General features: G+C 43.3%; 21 protein-coding genes. 18 read left to right on the plus strand and 3 right to left on the minus strand.

Annotation, left to right across the window (positions count from 1 at the left end; translation table 11 throughout):
* Nucleotides 1-20 precede the first annotated feature (20 nt).
* The 7 genes from AC6RGY_RS09970 (at nucleotide 21) to dcm (ending at nucleotide 7,196) form a co-directional block, all read left to right on the plus strand.
* Nucleotides 21-389, plus strand: coding sequence for a YybH family protein (locus tag AC6RGY_RS09970; RefSeq protein ID WP_499862527.1), 369 nt, complete (start codon nucleotides 21-23; stop codon nucleotides 387-389).
* 196 nt (nucleotides 390-585) lie between these two features.
* On the plus strand, nucleotides 586-846 hold the full coding sequence (locus AC6RGY_RS09975) for a hypothetical protein (RefSeq protein ID WP_499862529.1): 261 nt from the start codon (nucleotides 586-588) through the stop codon (nucleotides 844-846).
* Nucleotides 843-1,193, plus strand: a complete 351-nt coding sequence (locus tag AC6RGY_RS09980; RefSeq protein WP_499862531.1) for a hypothetical protein — start codon at nucleotides 843-845, stop codon at nucleotides 1,191-1,193. Before AC6RGY_RS09975 ends, AC6RGY_RS09980 begins: the two co-directional genes overlap by 4 nt.
* Nucleotides 1,194-1,614: 421 nt before the next feature.
* Nucleotides 1,615-2,313: a response regulator transcription factor gene (locus AC6RGY_RS09985; RefSeq protein WP_499862534.1), complete on the plus strand. Its 699-nt coding sequence runs from the start codon at nucleotides 1,615-1,617 to the stop codon at nucleotides 2,311-2,313.
* An 80-nt stretch (nucleotides 2,314-2,393) separates the two neighbouring features.
* Nucleotides 2,394-4,526, plus strand: a complete 2,133-nt coding sequence (locus tag AC6RGY_RS09990) for a HAMP domain-containing sensor histidine kinase (RefSeq protein ID WP_499862536.1) — start codon at nucleotides 2,394-2,396, stop codon at nucleotides 4,524-4,526.
* A gap of 290 nt (nucleotides 4,527-4,816) precedes the next feature.
* Nucleotides 4,817-5,977 carry a restriction endonuclease gene (locus AC6RGY_RS09995; protein WP_499862538.1) on the plus strand — a complete coding sequence of 387 codons (1,161 nt, stop codon included), beginning with the start codon at nucleotides 4,817-4,819 and terminating at the stop codon, nucleotides 5,975-5,977.
* Between the two features lie 88 nt (nucleotides 5,978-6,065).
* A complete protein-coding gene (gene dcm, locus AC6RGY_RS10000; RefSeq protein WP_499862540.1) occupies nucleotides 6,066-7,196 on the plus strand; it encodes a DNA (cytosine-5-)-methyltransferase in 1,131 nt (376 codons plus the stop codon).
* Nucleotides 7,197-7,428: 232 nt separating this feature from the next.
* Here dcm and AC6RGY_RS10005 read toward each other — a convergent pair whose 3' ends face one another.
* Nucleotides 7,429-8,595: an MFS transporter gene (locus AC6RGY_RS10005; protein ID WP_499862542.1), complete on the minus strand. Its 1,167-nt coding sequence runs from the start codon at nucleotides 8,593-8,595 to the stop codon at nucleotides 7,429-7,431.
* A 429-nt stretch (nucleotides 8,596-9,024) separates the two neighbouring features.
* On the opposite strand from AC6RGY_RS10005, the gene AC6RGY_RS10010 reads away from it, so the two are divergent.
* Both AC6RGY_RS10010 and AC6RGY_RS10015 read left to right on the plus strand, forming a co-directional pair.
* Nucleotides 9,025-9,933 carry a helix-turn-helix domain-containing protein gene (locus tag AC6RGY_RS10010; RefSeq protein ID WP_499862544.1) on the plus strand — a complete coding sequence of 303 codons (909 nt, stop codon included), beginning with the start codon at nucleotides 9,025-9,027 and terminating at the stop codon, nucleotides 9,931-9,933.
* 204 nt (nucleotides 9,934-10,137) lie between these two features.
* A complete protein-coding gene (locus AC6RGY_RS10015) occupies nucleotides 10,138-10,545 on the plus strand; it encodes a CHRD domain-containing protein (protein WP_499862547.1) in 408 nt (135 codons plus the stop codon).
* A 189-nt stretch (nucleotides 10,546-10,734) separates the two neighbouring features.
* Here AC6RGY_RS10015 and AC6RGY_RS10020 read toward each other — a convergent pair whose 3' ends face one another.
* Both AC6RGY_RS10020 and AC6RGY_RS10025 read right to left on the minus strand, forming a co-directional pair.
* Nucleotides 10,735-12,087: an esterase/lipase family protein gene (locus AC6RGY_RS10020; protein ID WP_499862549.1), complete on the minus strand. Its 1,353-nt coding sequence runs from the start codon at nucleotides 12,085-12,087 to the stop codon at nucleotides 10,735-10,737.
* Between the two features lie 298 nt (nucleotides 12,088-12,385).
* Nucleotides 12,386-13,717 (minus strand): esterase/lipase family protein, encoded by a 1,332-nt coding sequence (locus AC6RGY_RS10025; RefSeq protein ID WP_499862551.1) that lies wholly within the window; start codon nucleotides 13,715-13,717, stop codon nucleotides 12,386-12,388.
* A gap of 566 nt (nucleotides 13,718-14,283) precedes the next feature.
* On the opposite strand from AC6RGY_RS10025, the gene AC6RGY_RS10030 reads away from it, so the two are divergent.
* The 9 genes from AC6RGY_RS10030 to AC6RGY_RS10070 all read left to right on the plus strand — a co-directional run bounded on the left by AC6RGY_RS10030 (nucleotide 14,284) and on the right by AC6RGY_RS10070 (nucleotide 24,566).
* Nucleotides 14,284-14,841: a hypothetical protein gene (locus tag AC6RGY_RS10030; protein ID WP_499862554.1), complete on the plus strand. Its 558-nt coding sequence runs from the start codon at nucleotides 14,284-14,286 to the stop codon at nucleotides 14,839-14,841.
* 98 nt (nucleotides 14,842-14,939) lie between these two features.
* Nucleotides 14,940-15,623: a response regulator transcription factor gene (locus tag AC6RGY_RS10035; RefSeq protein WP_499862556.1), complete on the plus strand. Its 684-nt coding sequence runs from the start codon at nucleotides 14,940-14,942 to the stop codon at nucleotides 15,621-15,623.
* Nucleotides 15,616-17,115, plus strand: coding sequence for a HAMP domain-containing sensor histidine kinase (locus AC6RGY_RS10040; protein ID WP_499862558.1), 1,500 nt, complete (start codon nucleotides 15,616-15,618; stop codon nucleotides 17,113-17,115). Before AC6RGY_RS10035 ends, AC6RGY_RS10040 begins: the two co-directional genes overlap by 8 nt.
* Nucleotides 17,116-17,382: 267 nt before the next feature.
* Nucleotides 17,383-18,741, plus strand: coding sequence for an adenosylmethionine--8-amino-7-oxononanoate transaminase (bioA, locus tag AC6RGY_RS10045; protein WP_499862560.1), 1,359 nt, complete (start codon nucleotides 17,383-17,385; stop codon nucleotides 18,739-18,741).
* On the plus strand, nucleotides 18,738-19,448 hold the full coding sequence (bioD, locus tag AC6RGY_RS10050) for a dethiobiotin synthase (protein ID WP_499862562.1): 711 nt from the start codon (nucleotides 18,738-18,740) through the stop codon (nucleotides 19,446-19,448). The genes bioA and bioD overlap by 4 nt, the downstream gene beginning before the upstream one ends.
* 63 nt (nucleotides 19,449-19,511) lie before the next feature.
* Nucleotides 19,512-20,525, plus strand: coding sequence for a biotin synthase BioB (gene bioB, locus AC6RGY_RS10055; protein ID WP_499862564.1), 1,014 nt, complete (start codon nucleotides 19,512-19,514; stop codon nucleotides 20,523-20,525).
* Nucleotides 20,522-21,709 (plus strand): 8-amino-7-oxononanoate synthase, encoded by a 1,188-nt coding sequence (gene bioF, locus AC6RGY_RS10060; protein WP_499862565.1) that lies wholly within the window; start codon nucleotides 20,522-20,524, stop codon nucleotides 21,707-21,709. Before bioB ends, bioF begins: the two co-directional genes overlap by 4 nt.
* Nucleotides 21,710-22,427: 718 nt before the next feature.
* Nucleotides 22,428-23,648: an MFS transporter gene (locus AC6RGY_RS10065; RefSeq protein WP_499862567.1), complete on the plus strand. Its 1,221-nt coding sequence runs from the start codon at nucleotides 22,428-22,430 to the stop codon at nucleotides 23,646-23,648.
* Between the two features lie 141 nt (nucleotides 23,649-23,789).
* Entirely contained in the window at nucleotides 23,790-24,566 is a 777-nt protein-coding gene (locus AC6RGY_RS10070) for a sporulation protein (protein WP_499862569.1), read from the plus strand.
* The last annotated feature ends 213 nt before the right edge of the window (nucleotides 24,567-24,779 follow it).

Raw genomic sequence — 24,779 nt, forward strand, 5'->3', positions numbered from 1 at the left:
TCGAGAGAAGTGAGAGTGAGATGAGTTATCGAGAGGCTCTAACTGCCTACATTGATGCTACCAACTCCCATGTCTTTGATAATGTGGCGAAGCTATTAGATGAGCGTGCTGTCTACTGGTTTCCTAATCAATCTTGTAGAACCCAGCAGGCCATTAGAAGCTATTTTGAACGAACGTGGAAAGAGATTCGTGAAGAGGTATATGGGGCGACAGAGGTGGAGTGGTTGGCAGTAGAAGATCATATGGCTACCTGTATCTATACCTATACCTGGGAAGGAATCTTTCGAGGAAAGCAGGCTTCTGGAAGTGGACGAGCCACGAATGTATTTGTTCGCAATGATGAGGGAGAGTGGAAGCTGATACACGAGCATTTGAGTTCGGGCCTATAAAGCTGAGAGAAATGAGAGAAGCAAGAGGGCATGTACAGTTACCATACGCTAAAAGAAAGTGATAGCGGGGGGCCACTTTGACTTTGCCTTGTATACTCATTGTTTTATCGAGGGAAACGATCTCCCCTATTGTTCCATGAGTTATCTGAACAATATGGCGAGTAATCGGTTATAATAAAGTTAAGAGGTGATTTAAATGGCGAAGAGGAAGGAAGACTTGTATCGCCTGATCGATCGCTTGGATAGTGAAAAGGTGAACTGGGTTCACCAATGGTTAGAAGAGATCAACAATAAGACCCTCGAAGAGCTCGAAGATGAAAGAGAAGACAAGGAATGGGCGGAAATCATTGAGTCTCGTCTGAAGGAGGGAGAGTTACACAAGGTTCCAGAGGGAAAGACAATGACGGATGTGCTTCGAGAAACGTTTGATAAAAGGAAGGAGGCTAGTAAGAAGTGAAGCCTCCTTATCAAGCAGAATACCACGATAAATTCAACACTGATGACATCAACATGATTGAAGAAGAATCAATAGATACCGACGAGGTTTACGCTTGCATTCTGAAGGCTGTTGATGAGATTATCCGCCATCCCTTCTATGCAGCAAGGCTAAAAGAACCGCCATATATTGGGTTTAGAAAAAAGAAATTTCACTCTGTCCTGAATCCGCGGGAAGGATCAAGAACCGACCTGCGGATTATCTATGAGGTTCGAGAAGAAAAGAACGAAATATTCTTTCTAGCTGTAGGCTTTAGAAATCCTAAACAAAAAGAAGACATTTATAATACTGCGAGTGACCGTGTATAGTGCCTTGCTGCAAGTAGGAAGGGCATGATGTTCAGTAGCAGATTTTTGGAGTTTATTTTGAGAGATGTGCGGGGTTAGGTAATGCTACTACTGTACTGGGTTGCAGTTTCATATGGACTGTATGGATGGCGAAGGAAGGCGGTATGTGCATGGGAAATCGGATGAGTTTTTGCGAATCATAGGATCAGCCTTAACCGGTTGATCCTATTCCTTTATATTCTTTCTGCATATGTCCGATCGATGTTCCTAGATTACTTCAGAAGGGGCAAACAGTGTTTTCTCTTATTCAGTGCAGTGGTTAGTGCTTGTATGAAGTGAACGAGATGAAGTTCTTAAGATTTTCTTCGGTTTTTTCCTAGGAGAATGCAAAGAGTTAACCGTTACAATGAGTAGTGTGAAAGACAGGAAGAGGAGTGAAAGTATGAATTCATTTACCATCTTAGTTACCGACGATGATCATGATATTCGCGATGGGATTGAGATTTATTTAAAAAATGAAGGTTTTCACGTGTTGAAAGCATCCAATGGAGGAGAAGCCGTACAGTTATTAAAAGAAAATGAGATACATCTGATGATACTAGATATCATGATGCCACAGATGGATGGCATTGCGGCGACATTTAAGATACGTGAGTATTCCAATATACCCATCATTATGTTGAGTGCGAAAGTAGAAGATTCTGATAAGATTCATGGTCTCTCTGTGGGAGCGGACGATTATGTCACCAAACCGTTCCACCCGCTAGAATTGATTGCGCGTGTGAAATCGCAATTACGTCGCTATGTGCAATTGGGTACATATGATGGTTCCGCCAATCATGTGCATGTAGGGGGCCTTTCATTGAATCAAGAAGCGAAAGAAGTGAGTGTCGATGGAGAATGGGTGAAGCTGACACCGATAGAATATAAGATTACCGAACTTTTGTTGTTGCATGCAGGACGTGTTTTCTCTATCCGTGAGATCTATGAACGTGTTTGGGATGAACCCGCTTACAATGCAGAGAATGTAGTGGCTGTACATATTCGTAATATCCGAGAGAAGGTAGAGGCTGACCCGAAAAATCCGCAGTATTTTAAAGTGGTGTGGGGAATCGGTTACAAGGTAGAAAAAGAAGTTTAATCTGCGCTTTGTTCATAGTAGAAACAAGTGATAGAGGAGAGGAACAAATTCGACAGAGTAAGAGTAGAAAGAGGGATGACATGAATAAAAAAAATATAAGGAGATCTTTTGCTTGGTGCTTTCTCCTTTGTATTATATTAACGATGGGGTACTTACTCTTGGAGGGTGAATATAGGTATCTAGTGGGAGATTACTATGATAGCGAAGAATTTAAGGAGAGTTATGCGCTATTTACTAATGAGCTCATGACCCTCTCTCTAACCGAAGTGGACGAAGAGGGAATAAAAAATGTCATTGAGACTTCCTCAGATGGGTACTGGTCCCATACGGATGAAAGAATAGATGAGGAAGGCAGACAACAAATAGAAGACAGATATGGGGAACGAATTCAACAGGCAGAGGAAGATGGCGATCGTGAACATCAATTAGAATTGATTCAAGAAAGGGAGCAGGAGTTTATTGAATGGGACAAAAAGAAAGTGGAACAGCAAGTAGTTGGTTATCTCAAGGAAATCGAGGATCGGAAAGATGCGTTTTCTCATTCCTATGATTGGTTTACCTATGAGTTGAAGGATAAAAAAACAGGGCAGACCTACTCCAATGGTGATGTCAATGTGGATGCGGTATTCACGAAAGAGTATCATGCTCCTAAATTTCTCAAGCCCAATGTGGAGGAAGAATATTATTTTCATACTATAAATAATCTCATCAACAACGTCGTGGGGGAGAATCGGGCGTATGAAGGGAAAATTATCGTGGCAGAAGAAGATGCTCATATCCTGATTGGTATTAATCTGTATCAAGTGTTTCTGGCTCATAAAATCTTTATGTATGTGTGGGCTGGTGCTAGTGTGATAGCGTTAGGTTTACTCTGCTTTCCTCTTCGATTCCAGCGGTCCTGGTTTCGTGAAACTTCCTTTCAGCGACGTTATGCTAAGTGGCCGTTGGATAGTAAGTTGATGATTTTCCTCATGAATATCTTTCTTATTCTGTTCTTGCTATTATTCATTTCAGTACCATTTGCATTTATGGATGGAAATTTTTATCTATTTAATTTGCTCGGGCTATTAGGAATCACCCTCTATCTTCTATTAACGGCTATATCTCTTTGGAGTGCACTTCACCAAATCATCTGGTTGTGGGAGGAGATAGAGAGTAAAAAAGATTTTAAGACCAAGTTGAAAAACGGTTGGTTCGTAAGCACCTTTATAAAAACATCAATCTTTGATTGGCGAACCATCTGGGTTCTAATCGTACTCTTTTTCTGGGGATTAGGCACTTCTTGGGTATTGGCGGATTCAGCTTTCATCTTCCCGTATTTCTTTTGCGTGTTTGTAGTAGGAATCCCCTCGGTTGCTTGGTTATTTGCTCGTATTGGGTATTTGAACCGTTTATTTTCAGGGGCTAAGCAGATTGCGAGTGGCCGATTACTAGAGCCCATTCCTATTCATGGTAAGTCGACGCTTGCGAGGCATGCTCAGCATCTCAATCAATTGCGTGAGGGGTATCGTCTATCACTAAACGAACAGGCAAAAAGTGAGCGGCTTAAAACCGAATTGATTACCAATGTGAGCCACGATTTACGCACACCGTTGACCGCAATCATTACGTATACAAATCTACTTAAAGATCCTCAGCTAACAGTGAAGGAACGCGGGAAGTATATTGAGATTTTGGATCGGAAGTCAGAGCGCTTAAAGCGGATGATTGATGATCTATTCGAGGTTTCTAAAATGGCAACGGGCAATCTAGAGCTTCATATCGATGAAGTTGATTTAACTCAGTTAATGCAACAAGTACTAGCTGAATATCAAGAGGATTTCGTACGTGCGGATTTGGATATTCGTCTCTCGTTGCCTGATCATCCGGTCGTTTCCTTTGTGGATGGGCAGCGATGGTCCCGTGTGTTAGACAATTTGGTCGTTAATGCAGTGAAATATTCATTGGCTGGTTCCCGTGTTTATGTTTCCCTTAAGCAAGTAAAGGGGGAAGCGCAATTTACGATGAAAAATATAACGCGCTACGAACTAGGGGAAGATGTCGATGAGTTATTGGAGCGCTTTAAGCGGGCTGATCTGTCTCGACATACGGAAGGGTCTGGCCTGGGTCTTGCCATCGCGCAATCGATCGTTGATCTTCATGGAGGGCGAATGGGGATTAGTCTGGACGGGGACTTGTTTAAAGTTACGGTTTATGTACCCTGCAGTGAGTAGGAGTAGGAGTAGGAAGAGTAGGTTGAGAGAGTAAGTTGAATACCCTGAACACCCTGCTTCATTAGAGGGAAAACCTAATTAAAGCCTCTACAATGTGTAGGGGCTTTAATTAGGTCAAGGGGCTTTTTCTCCGTTTGGGATAATATAAGACGTCATGAATGAAGAAGCTCATCAATTAAAACAAAAGGCATTATTAATGTAGGTCTGTAGGCTCTATGGTCTGTGCATGAATCTATTATACTAAATGAAAATATGATAATATTTACATATTAAAATGGGGGAGGAATAAAATGTTTTTCGATAGACAAACAAAAGAACAACAAGCGCATTACATAGAATTGTTGAAAATGGTGGGGTCTCTTTCGAATCTCTTTAGTGAGAACAAAATACCTTACTTATACTACCGGGCTGCTGAGAACATCTTCTGTCGGGCTCTAGATGCCAATAACCTTGCACGAGGTGACATATCTTTTGATGCATTTAAAGGTAATGTAGGGATCGGTTTAAAGACCTTTATGCACGGTAGTGGGAAGAAATATGAGAAAGTAGCCGAGTTCAATAAAGACATTGATAAGTTTCGGCAGTTAGACAAGAAAGGAACAATGGAGAAAATAGCCGAATTAAGAAATAATAGATTAGCGGCTACCGAACGCGCCCACGGAACAGATGAAATGATTTATCATTTAGTTACTCGAAAAGACGGCAAGTTCGAGTTACATGAAGAAGAAATGAACTACATTGACTTTGATACCTTGAAGTTGGATGAAAAAAAGACGACAGAGAAAAATATCTTCTTTAAAGATAGACATGCGAACTATAAATTTTATATTGCAAAAAGTACACTTTATAAGCAATTTATTTGTAACCAACCTGTAGCGAGCTTTCAGGTGGATATCCTTGATAATCCATTCGAATTTCTTGTGGGCGTTCGTGATGAAAGTAAGAAATACTACATGGTAAACCAATCAGAAGAGGAGAAATACCAGCAAATCTTTTTACCTCTATATTCAGCACGTTCCGGGAAAGTGGAGGAAAAGAGTGGTTTAAATCAGTGGAATGCCAAAGGAGACAAACGTCCAAGAAAACCAAACGAAATCTATATTCCTATTCCTTCTTGGATACATCAACAATTTACAGGTTTTTTCCCTTATAACAGGCATACAGGGGAGAAAGATCCATTCATACTTGTCCTACCTGACGGAAAGAAAATGGATGCGAGTATTTGCCAAAGTGGAGGAAAAGGATTGATGAGCAATCCTAATAAAGCATTGGGTGATTGGATACTTTGCACTATTTTACAAATACCAGAAGGGCAAGTTGTTTCTTATCATGATCTTGATCGTGTGGGTATTGATTCAGTGCTTATCACGAAATATAACGATCATCGCTTTAAAATAAACTTTGCGAGCAAAGGTTCTTACGCTGATTTCCAGGAAGAATTTAAGAATTGAGCGCAAGGGGCAGCCAAAAAAGTTGATCCATGATACAATAGGGTATGCTTGATCGGACGGAACGTCAGTTCGTGTGGAGGTGTACTAGATGACAACAAAGAATGTCTATCGATATACTGTATCATCCCTTTTTGCAGGTGTAGGTGGAATAGACAAAGGATTTGAGCAAGCAGGGGCAGAGATCATATGGGCAAATGAATTGGACAAGAATGCGTGTATAACCTACCGTTATAACTTTAAGCATCTTCTATTAGAAGACGATATTCGTAATGTCCATGAATTTGAAATGCCTGATGAAACAGATATCATTACCGCAGGGTGGCCCTGTGTCGCTTTCTCAGTGGCAGGACAAAGACATGGAATGAAGTACCAATGTCACGACTGCAATCAAGAGCATATGGTAACTTATGATGAGTATGTCCAAGGAGCCTTCTGTCCAGAGTGTGGAGGGCATACAAAAGCTATAGACCCACGGGGAACACTGTTTTATGATGTGGTTCGTTTTATTCGGGCAAAAAAGCCCAAAGCATTTTTCTTGGAAAATGTAAAAAACTTACGTGGGCATGATAAAGGAAGAACATTTGGCGTTATTAAGCAGATGTTAATTGACAGTGGTTATCACATTGACGATAGAATATACAATACAATGACACATGGGAATGTTCCACAAAACCGTGAACGCATATTTATTGTTGGCTTTAAAAACAAAAAAGCGTTACAACATTTTAAGTGGCCGGACGAGCAGTTGGAATTAACAAACACCATTGATGATGTACTTGATCGTCACGAAAAACAAGATGAAAAGTATTACTATCGTGAAAACTCTCAATATTATCCTATGTTGAATGAACAAATGAAACGCAAGGATACGGTTTATCAACTTCGCCGTGTTTATGTAAGAGAAAATCAAAGTAATGTATGTCCAACTCTCACAGCAAACATGGGTTCCGGAGGACATAATGTTCCCCTCATTATTGATGATTGGGGAATAAGAAAACTTACACCCAAAGAGACTTTTAAATTTCAAGGATTCCCTATCGATGATGGATACACTCTTCCTGAAGATATGGCAAATTCTCACTTATATATGCAAGCAGGAAATGCGGTTAGTGTACCTGTAGTAAAGCGTATTGCGGAACAGCAGTTAAAAGCATTAGATAAGGTATATCACATTGGGCATAGCTTGCAAATGAAGACAGAGAAAACGATGGTTTATTGAGGTTTTATTTGTAGAAACAACAGTAGAGAGTTATCTTCCGCTTTCCTTAAACAAGAAGGTAGGGCCTCATCGCTTTTGTGAGGGTTTAGAGTAAACGAGAGAAGAGAAGGGAAACGGAATGAGATTTCGAATCAAATTCAGGTTTAGCATGCTGTTGTTATGTATGGGATAGAAAGGTCTCTATTTGAATACCTACTCTGATTGGAACCTCTACAATTTGTAGAGGTTCCAATCAGTTTAAAGGAACATTTCTTAGTTTGGGATAATATAAATACGTCATGAAGAGGATCATCGATGCACAAAAAATGAGTGCATAGTCGATGTTCAAGTCTGCAAAAAACCCGATAACCGGTTGCAAGAGTATCGTAAAAAAGGTGCCAGTCATTGTGAGAAGTGATAAAGTCGTAGAGCGAATATCGGAAGGTACCTGGCTATTCGTGGCACTGGAGAGAATGGGTGATCTTAAGGCTAATGCTCCTAAGAGAATCCCGATGATGATTGTAGTTGTATAGATACTCTCCGCCCAGATTAAGGATAGAAAGCAGGCTGCTAGAAGAATGGAACTGAGAGAAATTGACCTTACGATCCCTATCCTCTTTTGGATACGAGCAGATAATGCAGCTCCGATGAGGGAGATGAGTGTAGCGATCCCCATGATCAATCCGAATTTGGATATAGGAATGTCGATTCTTTCAAAGATGATCTGATTCAAATAGTAAATACTATTTACGATTACCCATATGGTGGGGCCACTAAGTGCAAAAAAGATTAGAGAGGGAGAGCGAAGGATATGAAAAAAGCTTTTTTTAAAGTAATACCATCCTTTAATCTTGTTTCTTTCGTTCTCTTCCTTTTCTTCCATTGAATGAGGCCTTTGGTTAGGAAGAAAGAAAGTAGATATCCACCCTAATAAAAGTGCGATCACTGTAATCCAAATAGGTACTCTAAGCTCCGTTTGGAAGGCGACATAGCTCCCGATAATGGGAGCAACTAGCGTGGCAATGGTTGTTACAATATGTAATCGACTATACACTTTCGTAGCAGTATCCTCTTTCCCTATCTGTAAAAGTTCATCATATATATAGGCTGATTGTACACCGGACAAGATAGCGATACTGACGCCTTCAAGTATAAAACTGAATATAAGGTCGCCGTATCCATCAGCAAATGCGATTAAGAGCGCTCCCATTACTGCTAAGCCATTTCCCATAATCATAACCACTTTCCGATTCATCTGATCAGCCCAAATACTCGAAGGAATATCTGCGATAAATAGAACAGCCGCTAGTACTGATTCCAATGCGAAGATCTGCGTCATGGAGATATTTAGTGATTGCATAAACAATGTGGTGATTGACGTGTAGAAGAGCAAATTCATGAGAAAAAAATTGATAATCAACAGTACATAGACTCTTAGCCAGCGATACAAGTAACACCAATCCTTTCGCTCACTTTTACTTTGATTTATTGATAAATTGATTTAAAAGAGGATATTACAGAAAATATCTAGGCTTGTCAATAATAGATTCTCTGCTGAGAAAAAAGGAAATTTCGAACGGTGTGTCGAATGGTATAAACATAGCAGAAAAACCAAGAGGACCAATTTGGCACCTAGGTGAAAAAAACGGAGCGAGTAGAAAGGGAACGAAGCATTTCGCTTGAATGGGGTGAGTGAAATGTGTTTGTCTACCTTTTGTATTACAACAAGGTTAATTTTATATAAAAATATGGAGAGAAATAAGATTTTTCGCAGAACAGATGCTATACTATCTCTAACTATTTACTAGATTAGGAGTATGATCGATACGAGCCGAAGGGGTGAGATGAAATGTGGATTGAATTAGGTACTGAGTTGCGAAGAGCACGGGAAGAACAAGGATTAACATATGGTCAACTTGCAAATGTTTTACGCATTCCTGTCGATGCACTTATGTTATTGGAACAGGGTCGTTTGAGTGAATTTCCGACTCCTTTTTTTGTAAGGACATATTTGCGAGATTATGCCGAGTATTTGGGCCTAGATCCGACGGAAGTTCTACAACAATACCAATTGGGCTTAAAAGGGAGATCCCTTCCACATGCTCATGGGAACCGAGAACCAGCACGGAATTCTCTTCCTAACCCTCCTTCAGCTCCAACGGTACATATAGAAGAAGAAGGAAATTATCCAGCTACTCGCGTCTCTCGTTCTCAACCGGAAACAAGGCAATTTAATTGGGCGCAGGTTTTCTCTTTCCAAAATAAATGGATGAAGCTTGGTACGGCACTTGGAGTGATGCTGATCATCGCTACAGCTGGTCTTATCATTTACCTCACGGGCGGGGAAGAGACGCAGACGGCCAGACAAGATGGTCAGGTAGATTCGAGTAGCGCAAGCCAGTCAACGAAGAATGCTTCTCAAGAGGCAGATAGTAGTAACCAGGCTTATGCTTCTGAGCAATTGGCACTTATCAGTCGTGATGAAACCAATAGCCAATATGACTTTTACGGGCAAGTCGATATTGTGATTGAGGTGAAAGCCAAAGAGGAGTCCTCTGTTATTATTCGTGAGAATCAGAGTGAAGGATCCTTAAAAGATGTTAAGTTGAAATCCGGTGAGTTCTTCCGCATAGAGCATCCGAAACATGTAAGCACCGACTTGTGGTTAGAGTTTGGCAATCCAGGAAATATCGAATTGATGATTAATGGTCAGTCTGTCCAACCTACTCAGTATATGAAAATCAATAAGAAAGGATAGTAACTGGACTTAGATCAGTTACTTCTTTAAAAAAGCCACGCCCTTATCGGAGGGTTGATGGTTTTTTCTTTTGAGGAGAACCAAAGTTAATCCGGCAGAAAAGACGATAATTTTATTACATAGGAATAATGAAGCAGTTGCCCAATCGGACGAGTGCCTTTTCACATAGGATAGGTTAATGTCAGCCATAAGGGAAGATGATTGATGGCGATTACTTATTACACCTATTTGGCAGGTGAAGAGGAAGTTCCACCTGTCCATACGACGGCAGACGGAAGTATTACTTTTATTCTCAGCCCCGATGAACGTAGTTTATCCTTCCTTTTGGATCTAAGAAGTCTTTATCTATTTACACAAGCTCATATCCATTTGGGAAGACGAGAGGAGAACGGACCCATTGTCGTTTTTTTATATGACTCCTTTAGTCGCCCCATTACGGTGGGGATTGCCAATATTGTTGGGACGATAACAGAACAAGATTTAACGGGGCCGTTGCAAGGAAAAACGTTGACGTCTCTGATTGATGAGATGAACAGTGGGAATACCTATGTCAATGTTCACACGAGAGGGTATCCTTCAGGGGAGATTCGTGGACAAATTATGGGTGGGTGATCTGGTCGGGAGAAAAATTTCAAGTGTGGATGACAAGTAGCCCCGCGAACATGCTTTGTTCGCGGGGCTTTTTCATGAAGAAAGGGGAACCTCCACCTCTCTATGAGCTTTTACATGAAAAATAGGGTGGGTTATCCATGAAGGTGGTTTTTATCTGGCCAACTTCTTGTTTATTAAATCCTAGCAGTGTTACTCAGGGAGTGAAGCGAGCAGGTCCGCCAAATCTTTATAGAGCCAACGCATATCCCGTACACCAATGCCGATGATGTCGATGTGATCGACCGAATGTAAGGTGCCGAGATGATTCCATTGCCCCTGCTGGGGTGTACCATTGTAGTCTACAATCTCGTCTGTTGAACCCAGAGTAGGTCCATCCATGGAATTGGTGTTGACGACACCATCATTTTCCCACCAACTAGAGTCGATTGGAATGCCATCGATGTTGGAGGTGTGCTTGCCCATAAAGGTAGAACCACCACTAAAGATCGGATTCATAAAGAGTTCAGGCTTGTAATAACCAGTGAAAATACTTCGATACGTTTGTTCTGCACTGACAGAAAAGTAGTAGACATCATCAGAAGCAGGCATCCATTCGCTTAATTCCTTCGCTCCAAGTGGACGGACATCCCATTTAGCGGTATCTTTTGTCTTCCAAATGTTGCTGTTCTTCACCCGTTCAATATAGCTTTCGAACGATTCTCCGTCCTCACGGACGAGTCCCCAATGATCGAGCTGAAAGTCGAAGTCAGTGATTGAACGATTTCCTTGGAGGGCGGCGAAGGTAGCAAGAATCTCTTGAATATGGGGAATCAAGTCATCGATTAGATAGGTACTGGTGGACCCATCATGAGGAGAAGCAAGGGTGATTGCCCCATGAACCCAGTCCTTCCCTCCATCAAAGAGAGGGGTGCGTTCGTCTGCTGGGGTGTTGGCTTGTTCCGCTGGATGTCCTTCGTTTAGCAATTGAATCAGTGCGCGAGAAGTAGGTCCTCCCAAGCTATGACCAATTAAATGAACCTTGTTTACTTGACCTGTATCGGGGTTGACTTCTCCCCATTCAGGGTAGAATCCAGGATAGGTACGACCATAGCGGTCATGACCATGTTCCTGGGAATGCGCTAAGCCGTAATCCACACGTCCGCCTTTAATCTGCGCGTAGAGCTCACAGGCACGATCCCAGTTACTTGATACCGGTCCGATGGAGGCGACGTGTACGTCATGTCCTTTCTTCTCTAGATACTGTGGAATATTGATGAGACCACCCCAGTATTGAATGCCATACAGTTCATCAAATCCACCCAATCCATGTACCAAGATGATGGGGTAGTCATTGTTTTTCTGAGAGGATGTTGGCTCAATCTCGATGCGTGAATCGATCTGCTTTTCTTGTTGAGCGGCGTCGCGCGATTCATTAAATGGGTGCGCTTCGTTTATTTCTACAGAATTAGGAGCGGCTGATAGGGAGGAGCCTAAAGGGAGCCAGCTCATAAACAACGCGACGATGATCAGGGTCCACGGTCGAACAAAAGAACGGTGTTTCAATTTAATCGCCTCCTAGACGGAATATTGTTTATTTTCAATCAAAAACAAGGAGAAATCACAGAGAAAAGGTGTCTTACGGCTGACTTTTTTGAAAGCGCTTACATTCATGTGCATGACAGCCTTTGTTTGAAAGTGACAATTGTGAATGATGAATGTTCTTACGTGATAAGGAAGCGGACGTGGAAAGCTCTTTTTTATAGCCCATTGCGCTGCTCTGTGGCAAGGTCATTAAAAAGAGCTCCCCTACGTCCTTTTCCGCCGATGGGATGTACCCATAGGTTGTGAAGACAGTCTTCTTCTACTTCGGTAAAGATCTCAGAAGGTCGGCTAAATCACGATACCAGGGGCGCATGTCACGTATCCCTGCACCGACGATATCGAAGTGATCATAAGAGTTCATAACACCCATGTAATTCCATTTCCCTTTTTGGGGAGTTTCCTTATAGGAGACAATTTCGTCAGTAGAACGGATTGTGGGACCATCCATTGAGTTGGTATTAACAATTCCATCATTTTCCCACCAATTGGAGTCGATGTTTATTCCATCATCTGTGCTTTTATAGCGCCCCATGTGGAAACTAGTGGCGTACAGAGCAGGATTCATCAACGCTTCAGGAGCTTGATAACGACGAAAGAGGCTACGTCGTGTTTGCTCTGTGGCGACGGAAAAGTAATAAACGTCAGGGGATGCCGTCACCCATTCATTTAATTCTCTAGCACCTTGTGGACTTAAATCCCATTTACTCTGATCAGAAGTATCCCATACCCGGCTATTTTGTACTCGACGAGAATAGTCACGATAGGATTCACCTGGTTTTTGCTTCAATCCCCACTGATCCAATTTCATATCAATCTCGGGATTCTTGTGCGTTCCCAGAAGACCGGCGAATCCGGCGAGAAGGGATTGAGCTTGAGGCACCACATGGTCGACAAAGCTGGTAAGCGTTGTTCCATCATGGGGAGAGGAGATGGTGACGACTCCATGTACCCAATCTTTTTCTTGACCGTTAAACAAAGGAGATTGTTCTTTCTCTTCCTTGAAAACGCTTTCATTTTCATGCCCATTTTCTAGCAACTGAATGAGTGTACGAACGGTTTGCCCTCCCATGCTGTGGGCGATCATGTGGACTTTGTTCACTTCACCGGTATCGGGATCCACTTCACCCCATTCAGGGTAGAGGCCTGGATAGGTGCGACCATAACGATCATGTCCATATTCTTCTGCATGAGCTTTGCCGTAGTCGACGCGTCCACCTTTAATCTGGGCATATAACTCAGCAGAACGATCCCAATTGCTTGAAACAGGACCGATGGCCACTGTGTATACTTCGTGCCCTTTTTGCCTCAGATCTTTCTCTAGGTCCTTGAGTCCGCCCCAGTATTGGAGTCCATATAGTTCATCAAATCCAGCGAACCCATGTACCAAGATGATGGGGTAGTCATTTTTTTCACTATCATTAGCTGGTTCTATGTTTATGCTTGGTTTAATTTTTTGTTCCCTTTGTTGAAGAGTATCTTGGATCTTATCGGCATCATTGGCGAATGCGGTGGATTGTCCTAGTGGGAACAGGAGAAGTGTAAAGGCGATCAGGTTAAATAAGAGCGATTTTAGAGAGATTAACTTGAACAATGTGGATGTCCCCCTTTTGTAGTATATTTTTTAACTAACATTCATTATGACAATGTTATTTCAAAAAGGTACCCCTCAATCGCGGGGTTTTTAAAAAAAATCTATAAGTGAATGGATTGGTTGAAATCAAGAATAGCTAGCTTTGACATCTAGCCGACATATAGGAAGTGTAAAGTAAGCTTATCGCAACCACATCCTTGATCTATCCCCTTGGATTGATGGATGCATCCCCCTATTGAAGGCCTCACTCACTGGTGAGGCTCTTTTTTTTCTTTTGGAAAGGATGTGGATTTTCACGTCTATGAGTAGGTTGAACCAATAGGTGAAGACTTACTTTCAACACAGTCCTAATATATTTTCCTCTTTATATTAGGAAGAAAGGGGAAGGCGGTGGGCACAATGGAATGAAGACGGTCGAATAAGGGATCGCTTAAGCAAGATTTAGTGGCTAAGATGATTTTGGAAGTAGGTAGGGTGACATCATCTTGACATAAATGGTGATTATCATGGAGGTAGAAAGCGTAAGATCAACAAGATGAAAGCATATGACTTAGGAGGAATGAATGATGAAAAAGAAAATGTTTACAATGGCACTAGCAGGCGCGTTGGCAGTAACGGCAGTGGGAGGGTATACCACTTTTGCTAATGTGGATGCATCCTCTGAACAAGAGCAAATGAAAAATCAGTCTGTTGAAGACAAGGGTCTTAAACAAGGGAACGATGGAGAAAAAGGTGAACATGGCAAGAAAGGTCATGAAGGAAAGAGAGGGAAAGGCATAGAAAAATTAGCGAAAGAGCTTGGGATCGACACGGAAGGAGTGGACAAAGAGGAGATTTTAAAATCGGTAGCTAATGAACTAGGTATTAAGACAGAAGGAAAGACAAACCAAGAGCTACGCGAAGCGATCAGGGAAAACCAGATGAAAAAGCATGCGGAAGAGCTAGGAATTGAAACAGAAGGGAAAAGCAAAGAGGAACTACGCGAAGAATTGCTTATGAAGAGAGCAGAGGAGCTAGGAATTGATGTGGAAGGTAAAACGATGGATGAATTAAAAGAGGAATTACATGAGCTAAAACCTGATAAGAGAGTGAAAGCAGGAGAAGGGCAACCGGAAGATAAATAGAGAAGTATAGCGTACGAAAAGCATAATTTAATGACGAAAGGTCCCTTTTTTAAGGGGTCTTTCGTTTATCCTATGTGAGAAAAATGGGGGATTGCGGTATGAGAAAGGTTTTGGTGGCTGAAGATGAACTGGCAATTGCCCGTGTGTTGAATGCTTACCTGCGTAAAGCGGAGTTTGAGGTGGTTATGGCTCATGATGGAGTAGAAGCCATTACCTGCTACGAAAAGGAGCAACCAGATATTGTTGTGTTGGATGTGATGATGCCAGAATGTGATGGATGGGAAGTATTAAAGGTGATTCGTAGCAAAAGTAGTTGTCCTGTTATTATGCTTACGGCCTTAGGGGAGGTAGACTATCGTTTAAAAGGGCTTAATCATGGTGCCGATGATTATGTGACGAAGCCTTTTGAGACGGAAGAGGTAGTAGCTAGAGTACAAGCTGTCTTGCGTCGTTCTTCACAAGTTATTCAAGAGAAAGATACGGTGCAGTATGGTTCATTAAAGTTGGACTTTGCCTCTGAGCAGGTGATATTAGAGGGTGAAGAACTTTCCATTACCCCTCGGGATCGAACGCTGCTTCTTTATCTAGCGCAACATCCTAATCAAACGTTTTCGCGCGATCAATTATTGGATCAAATTTGGGGAATGGATTATGAAGGGAGTGATCGCGCGGTTGATTTATCTATTAAACGCATTCGAAAAATATTAAAGATGTGGCCGAAAACGGAAGGGGAAATACGAACCAGTAGGGGGGTAGGATATCAATTCCGTATCTATGAATGAAAAGCGAGTGAGAAGAGTTCCGCTGATTCGTCATTGGACAAAAAGATATGTATTCATATTACTCATCAGTATGGTCATCATTATTTCTATTTCTGTCTATTGGATGAAAGAGAGTGAGAAACAGAACCGACTTAGAGAACGTGAGATACAACTTCAGTTCCTGGCCGATGATATTGAAGGCAGGTTTATTGAAAATGGGGAGATTGAAGTTCGAGCAAGTTTCATTCAAAGGGTTTTGGGGACAGAGAAGGAAGCCTCTTCTCTGCCAAATAATAAGGGTCAACAAGAAAAACCACACCTCCCTCCGCAATCAGGAGAGCCATCCCTTCCTGGACATCCTGCGAGAATTCAAGTAGTTAATGATGAAGGGATGGTTTTGTATCCTAATGGAAAGAATGCAGGAAGCGCAGGCATCGAAATGATTCAGACTGAATTTGTGGAAGAAACGAAAACCGTCTCTTTTCAACATGAAAACGAGACGTGGTATCTGATATCTGAACCCATTGCGAGCGACGGAGAGGTGATCGGCAATATTTATTTGGCTTTGCCAGAAGATAGTCTGCTAAAAAAAGAGGACTCTCCTCCTATTCTTCCCTGGATTATTGTCCTCGTTGGGATCAGTGTGATGGGTTGGTTTGTGATCTACCTTCTGTCACGTAAGCTGACAAGCCCTATTCGTGAGGTGGCATTGGCGGCAGCGGAAGTGCGACAAGGAAATTATGATGTTCATTTGCCACAGAATGCGAAAGAAGAGGAAATCTATGAGCTGACTACCTCTTTTGCTGACATGGCAGATCGCTTGAAGCGCTTGGAAGCGATGCGAACGGAGCTACTGGCAGGTGTAACACATGAATTAAAAACACCAGTTACATCGATAAGTGGACTATTGCAAGCCATTCGTGATCAGGTTGTCACAGAAGAAGAAGAACGAGAATTTGTTGATCTCTCTCTTCAAGAGACCAAGCGCTTACGGAAGATGGTAGAAGATTTACTGGATTTTAATACGTATGCGACAGGTTCGGTTCATGTGGAGCCGGAAGAGATCGATCTAAATACCCTGGTGAAAGAGGTGCAACAGAAGTGGAGTGTATCTGCAGAATGTAAGGGTGTGACGGTTACCTGCTCTCTACCCAGTCAGCCACTCTATGTTTATGCAGATCCCACTCGAACACAACAAATTCTGATGAATCTCATTAAGAATAGCCAAGCTGCGATGGGTGAAGAGGGGGAGATCACCCTCACTTTGTACCGCAAGCAGTCAGGGATGGTTGCTATCGATATCGCCGATACTGGATATGGTATTCCTCAAGAGGAACAGACACTGATTTTTGAACGTTTTTTCCGTGGAACGAAGAAAAAAGATCGGGTGCGTGGATTAGGCTTGGGGTTATCGATAAGTAAAATGCTCGCAACGGCGCAACAGGGAGATTTAATATTAAAAGAAAGCTCCTCAGCAGGGACCACATTTACCTTACTGCTACAGGAAGTCTAGGATATAAGGAAGAGAAAGAGGATTGAAAAAAGCTTTTCGCATGAGAAGAACGAGTGAGTGAATCGAAGGACGGCGGGATATCTGCCGTCCTTTTCTCTACATACGAATGGTCCCCTGTTTGAGTGAAGTTATCCCTTCCATATAGTGCTGTTGTTATAAGAGTAGGAACCGGCGAAGTTGCTAGACAATTTCTTTGCCCTCATGCTATACTCAAACCGTTAATGTTAACTAATTATCAGTTTTTAGTTGACAATAAGGAGGGGAAGTATGGGAGAGAGCGAATACCGCTATCAAGCATATTTAGAAAAAAATCAAAAATACTTATGGAATCCATTTACACAAATGAGAGAATATTTGCAAGAGGACCCGTTGATTATCGAACGGGGGGAAGGAATCAAGCTGATCGACATCAAAGGCAATGCTTATTATGATGGAAATGCCTCCGTATGGCTTAATCCCCATGGGCATGGGAGAAGGGAATTAAACGAGGCTTTGATTAAACAACTCGATCTTATTGCCCATTCGACTTTGTTGGGAGCGGCCAATGTGCCTGCGTTGGATCTGGCGGAGCGACTTGTGAAACTGACACCTTCTGGCTTACAAAAAGTGTTTTACTCGGACAGTGGTGCCGAAGCAGTGGAAATTGGATTAAAGATCGCCTACCAATATTGGCAACATCGTGGAGAGCCACAACGTACGACTTTCATCAGCATGAAAAATGCTTATCATGGGGATACCCTGGGAGCGGTTAGTGTAGGCGGAATGGACCTTTTCCATGCCACCTTTGAACGAATGTTGTTCCAGACGGAGAAGATTTCTTATCCCTATCCTTACCGTTTTGACGGGAGTGAACAGGAATGTGTGGATGCATGCCTGCAAGAACTATCGCAATGTTTGGAGGAAAAGGGTGAGAAAGTGGCTGGTTTGGTAATGGAGCCACTGGTACAAGGAGCAGGTGGCATGATCATGATGCCCCCAGGCTTTATGAAAGAGGTGGAACGCTTATGTCATCAGCATGGCATTCTTCTGCTGGCTGATGAAGTAGCCACTGGTTTTGGACGAACGGGTGAAATGTTTGCTTGTAACCATGAACAGGTCGAACCAGATATCTTGATGTTGGGGAAAAAATTAACTGGTGGCTACCTTCCAGTGGCGGCTACGCTCACGACGGATGAGATTTATGATGCGTTCTATGGAGAATTTGAAGAGATGAAAACTTTTTTCCACGGTCACTCCTATACAGGGAATCAACTAGGATGTGCGGTGGCACTGGCAAACCTCGACCTCTACGATAAAGAGAATGTAATCGAACATGTACAGTCGCTCAGTTCATTCACGCAAGAACTGCTACGAGGAATAGAGCAGAGAAATCACGTAGGAGAGGTCAGGCAACGTGGATTGATGATCGGAATCGAATTGGTGAAAGATCGCGAGAGTAAAGAACCCTTTGCCTGGCAAGAAGCGATGGGTAAGCGCGTTTGCCGACGAGCTCGTGAACTGGGGCTAATTACGCGTCCCTTGGGCGATGTGATTACCTTTATGCCGATGCTTGTGACCAGTAAAGTAGAAATGGAAGAGATGGTAGGCATTTTGGAACGCGCACTCGTAGAGGTAACAGGCGAATGAAGCGCAGAGGGTTCTTCATTACGGCAACCGATACGGGCGTAGGAAAAACCGTTATCACTGCGGGTTTAGCACGGGCATTGCAAGAGCGCGGGTATCGAGTGGGTGTGATAAAGCCAGTACAGAGTGGGCACTTGGCAGAGGATGATGCTGGTGATGTGCGTCTTTTACAACGGTGGACGGGAAACCAACAAAAACTAGAGGAAATGATTCTCTATTCTTTCGCTGAACCTCTGGCACCCTTGATTGCGGCACGTAACGTAGGGGTTTCCATCTCGCTTCATGACATTCTTGAGAAAGTAGAAGAGTTGCAAAAAGAGGTTGACGTGGTGTTGATCGAAGGGGCTGGGGGATGGTTGGTACCCGTGGGTGTGGATTGGACGATCGCCGACTTGGCCAGCCGGTTGAAGTATCCTTTATTGGTCGTGGCACGCCCTACGCTTGGCACAGTGAACCACACGGCTTTAACAGTGAAAGCGGCACAACAAAAAGGTGTGCCTGTAGCTGGAGTGATCTTTAACAGTGCAACGGAGGAAAATCACTGCCCGCAAGCCGTTACGGATAATCGTATGATGATTGAACAACTGACAGAAGTACCTGTGATCGGTCATACTCCTTATGTGCATCACATCGAAGGAGGAGCTCCACTTCGACATGCTGTGGAGACATCGGTACAGATGGAGCGTATCCAATCATGGCTGGACGGATGAACAATGGTAGGAATGCAAGAGTAAGAGTACCTTAAACAAACAGCTAAAAGGAGTGGGAGCCTAATGGAGAATCAATTGAAAGCGGTTTCAACTGGATCTGATCGGTGGAATATGCTCGCAGACAAGGTATTGACCGGAGAGTTGCCCACAAGGGAAGAATTACTCGCTGTTCTCTCCGCCCCTGACGAAGAGATACTGGCTCTTTTACACGCGGCTTTCCGAATCCGTCGGCATTATTATGGACTCAAGGTGAAATTAAACATGATTATTAATGCGAAGAGCGGGCTATGTCCAGAAGACTGTGGTTATTGTTCGCAATCGATTGTTTCTGATGCTCCGATCACAAAATACCGTTTCTTGGATAAAGAGACCTTGGTTGCGGGAGCGCGTAGCGCATGGGAACGGAAAGCGGGAACTTACTGTATCGTTGCCAGCGGACGAGGGCCGAGTCGGCGCGAGATCGCACAGGTGGTGGACGCGGTCAAAGAGATTAAGGCAGAGATGCCACTTAAAATCTGTGCTTGTCTCGGTATCGTGGATGAGGAGCAAGCTCAACAGCTGAAAGAAGCAGGAGTGGATCGTTATAACCACAACCTGAATACGAGTGCCGATCACCATGATCAGATTACATCGACGCATACGTATGGGGATCGGGTAGGCACGGTCCAGCATGCGAAAGCTGCCGGTCTTTCTCCTTGCTCTGGTTGTATTGTGGGCATGGGCGAGACCGATGAGCAAATTGTGGATATTGCAGAGGAGTTGCGCTCGTTAGGTGCTGATTCGATCCCAATAAACTTTCTCCATGCGATTCCGGGAACTCCATTGGAAGGGATGCAAGAACTTAACCCTCGTCGTTGCTTAAAGATCCTTTGCTTATTCCGCTTTGTTAATCCGCAAACGGAAATTCGCATCTCAGGTGGTCGCGAAGTGAACCTGCGCAGTCTCCAACCATTGGCCTTTTACGCCGCGAATGCCACCTTTATTGGAGACTACCTTACAACCCAGGGACAGCAAGCGGAAGAAGATCATAAAATGATTGCTGATCTTGGGTTTGAAATTGAGGAATGTGCGTTGTGAGTAATTGGGATTATTATTTGACGAATCAAATGAAAGAGATTGCGATGCAAGGGCGCACTCGTCAGCTACTACCAGTAGAAAGGGCGGTAAATCCCGCTTTAGAGCGAGCAGGAAAATCGCTTATCAACCTTTCCTCCAATAACTATCTGGGTCTGGCGGGCGAACGGGAACTCACAGTGGGAGCGACGCAGGCTTTGAAACGAGGAGGGGGAAGTACCGCTTCACGACTGATTGTAGGCACGGATGGGGCAACGCTGGAACTAGAAAGAAAAATAGCGCAGTGGAAGGAAAGCGAAGCGGCCCTGCTTTTTGGTAGTGGATATTTGGCTAATGTAGGAATGCTTTCAGCTTTACTAGATCGGGATGCAGCTGTTTTTAGCGATGAACTTAACCACGCCAGCATCATTGATGGTATCCGCTTAGGTCGGGCTCATCGTTATCGCTACCGCCACTGTGATCTAGAGCATTTGGAAACACAACTAAAAGAAGCAACGGCGAAAGGGATTCAGCGAAAACTGATTGTAACCGATGCGATCTTTAGTATGGATGGGGATGAAGCACCGCTAGTGGAATTGGTAGAGCTGAAACATCGCTATGATGCAGCGTTAGTGATCGATGAAGCGCATTCCAGTGGCGTTTGGGGAAAAGAAGGGGCAGGGCTCGCTCATTACCGAGGCGTAGCTGATGAGATGGATCTCATGATGGGAACATTTAGTAAGGCATTGGGTGCGTACGGTGCCTATGTGGCAGGCAAACAACTGTGGATGGATTATCTGGTGAACACTTGTCGGAGCTTCATTTTCACAACGGCACTGCCTCCAGCGGTTATCGGTAGCATAGAAGCTGGACTCGCTTGGGTGCAACAGGCAGACGAGAGGCGGCAAGCAGTACAGAGAAAAGCGGCTTGGTTTCGCGAAGCCCTGCAGCAGCAAGGATGGGCGACAGCCGGCTCTTCAACACAAATCGTTCCGATCGTGATTGGAAAGAGCGAGGAAGCACTGGCCGCAAGCGAGGCCTTAAAAGAGCAAGGCATTTTAGCAGTAGCCATTCGCCCCCCTACAGTTCCGGAAGGGAGTGCTAGGCTCCGCTTCTCGATCATGGCAACACATACAGAGGAAGAACTAGCTTATGTGGTTGATGTACTTGAATCACTTTCCTTACGAATGAATGGTATTAGAAGCTAAATAGGTGGCTATAAGGACAAAGAAGAGTCAGCGGCTAGGATAGATGCAAGTCTTAAAAAGCCTCTATTAAATGAGTAACAAGCAGGGTTGGTATTTTCATGCCCCTGCTTGTTACTCATGGTTGCTCTAAGTCCAGGCTAGTGCGATAAGACAGAGGGCGAGTCTAAGCATAAATACCTATAATTATCACTTCGCATAGAAGAAGGAAGAGAAAGGAGCGGGAGATGATCTTCCCGAGCTTTGTTTTAAAGAACTGATTGTGAGGGTCTATTTTTTTGCTGTACTCGTTTGGTAAGATAAACGCCATCATAAAAATAATAAACCTTAACATGAGAGGCAGGAAGGTCTCTATTATCAAAAAGTAAACCGGCAAAAAAATAAGCAGAAAGATCACATGGCAAAGCTTAGACCATATGATCGTATGAGCTTGGTCACCAAAATAATCTCGAACTTCTTGAAGCATGATATTCCTCATTTATTTATTAATGATTACTATGATTTTAACGTATTTTGACTGGAAAGAAAATATATACTATACTTAAAAATGATTTTTCTATATAAAAGACAAGCTTTATCTGATACAGAAAGAAAGGATATTAAGATGAAAGTGACTAAAAATGTGATTTCTAATCACTTCAGTGATTAAACACTCCCGCAAGTCTAGTATGAACCATGCCAAATTCATACAAGGACGATAGACAAGGGAGTAGAAGAAAAAATGAATAACAAAGCTTCTTTCCGTCTGCTTTGGTTAAGCCAATCATTAGCCAATTTGGCAGACTCATTTTATATCTTGGCGCTGGTTTCTCTTGTATACGAGAGTACGCAATCGATCTTTTTATCTTCCCTCATACCGGTTCTGCGGTTGGGAGCAGTCTCTGTCGGTGGGTTGATCGGACCCATTCTTATGGAGCGGTTTCACGCGACTTTACTATTAAGTACCTCTCAATGGATACAAACCATTCTACTTGTGGCTTTGATTTGGATTGGCTTGTCTGAAGGGCAGGAGTACTTTTGGATGTGGGTGTTGATGGTGACCATATCCCTCTTGGATGGCTGGACAGTGCCGACACGCAATGCACTCATTCCTGTGTTGGTTCCTGAGCGGGAACTGATGAAGGCCAACAGCCTGCTCTCTATCACTGATCAAGTGGCTCTTATGGCAGGTTGGACCTTGGGAGGAGTACTGGTAAGTCTGATGGGGTCGATAACCGTCCTATGGATAACAGGTATCTGCTTCGCATTTTCCTCCTTGGCGCTATTTTTTATGCGAGTGAAGGAGAGTCCTCAATTAAAAGATAAAGAGGCGTCTCTTTGGGAGCAGCTTAGTGAGGGATGGCATATTATTCTTCGGCAACCTGCACTAAAAAAGATTGTAACGATCTCCTTACTCGATTGTGCAGCTGGAACAGTCTGGGTAGGAGCGATTATCCTTGTCTTTGTTGATCAGGTTCTTCATCAGAGTGAAGGTTGGTGGGGATGGCTCAACGCTGCTTACTTTGCCAGTGCAATTGTAGGTGGTTTTTTAGCAATGAGGTATGCACAATTTTTTCAGCGACGCCTCATCTTCTCTATGTTTTTGGCGTGTATGGGGGTTGCGCTTCTGACCTTTCTCTTCGTATCCATTCCTGTACCTGTTGTTGCTTTGCTGTTGTCTTTATTGATGGGGTTGCCCCAGCAGATTGGACAGATTGCAGAGAATACGTACTTGCAGTCGCAAGTTCTGAAGACGGTCATAGCGAAAGTTTTTGCAGCTATGCATACAGCCGGTTCTCTTACCTTCCTCGTCTCACTATTGATCATCGGTCAGATTGCGGAACAAGTGTCAATCACACTGGTATACTACATCGCAGCTGGATTAAGTGCGGTGGCAGCCTTGGTTGCATTAACTCTGAGGAAAGATGGTAGTAGACAAAGCAGTGATTTGCGCAAATCATGAATTTGCATGTTCCTCTGCATGAAACTGTTCCTATGGCTTGAACACATCAACAAAGACAGGGTTTTCCTAGCATACTTCGTTCGAATTTTCCGTAAAGATATGCTATGATAGGAATAATAACAAGGGAGAGGGGCATCTAAAATGTTTAAAACGATGCTGGCATCACTTGGGATTGGCGCGGCCAAAATTGATCTGATCTTAGATCAAGACCGAGTGACTATGGGGGAGGAAGTAACGGGTGAGATTCGTTTAAAAGGAGGAGACGTTGAGCAGAAGATTGAAAAGTTATCTGTTCATTTTTGCGTACAGTCCTTTTTCTCCATGGGCGATACAACCGTTAATGTAGATGAAAAAGTGAGCACGGTTTCGATCGCGAGAAGTCCATTTACGGTGCAAGCTGAAGGGGAACAAACATTCTCATTCTCGTTTACGTGTCCGGAATATCTCCCGGTTTCCTCAGTAAATACGAAATATTACTTTCTGACTGATTTAGAAATAGAAAAGGGCATAGATGCAAAAGATCGTGACTACATTCAAGTATTGCCTGCGGGTCTCATGAAGAACTTCCTAGCAGGATTTGAACGGCTTGGATTCCGCCATATTGGCGAAGGGTATACGGGAATCCGGCATGGTTCTTCGCAGATTATTCAGTTTTACCCAACTGAGTGGCTCAAGGACAGGTATGATGAAATCGTGTTCAATTTCCAACCAGGGACAACCAAACATCGAGTGGAAGGTTTCTTCGAACTGGATAAGCGTACCGTGGGTTTAGAAGGGTATCTAGCAGATAAGCTGGATTTGGATGAAAAGAAAGGGCGTTTTTCCTTTACAAATGATCAGCTGGACACCGAAGAGAAAGCGGAGGCGACGATTCGTCAATTTATTCAGGACAATTCAGAAGGATTGATTGGAATCTAATTTGGCCTATTTCCCGGGAAAGTACGAGGGGAATCCACGTTGTTTCTTATCGCTGACATTTCCCATGGGTAAGTATCTATGTGTTTGGAATCTGTTAGTATGGGGAGTCCCATCAAGAGAAGTGGGCTTCTCGTGTGCGAGAGTTTCTATTCATCTAACGCGTTTATACCATGCTAAAAAGCAAGGAACAAGAAGGAGGTTTGCCTTCACCTG

It is taken from the genome of Mechercharimyces mesophilus (assembly GCF_059818345.1).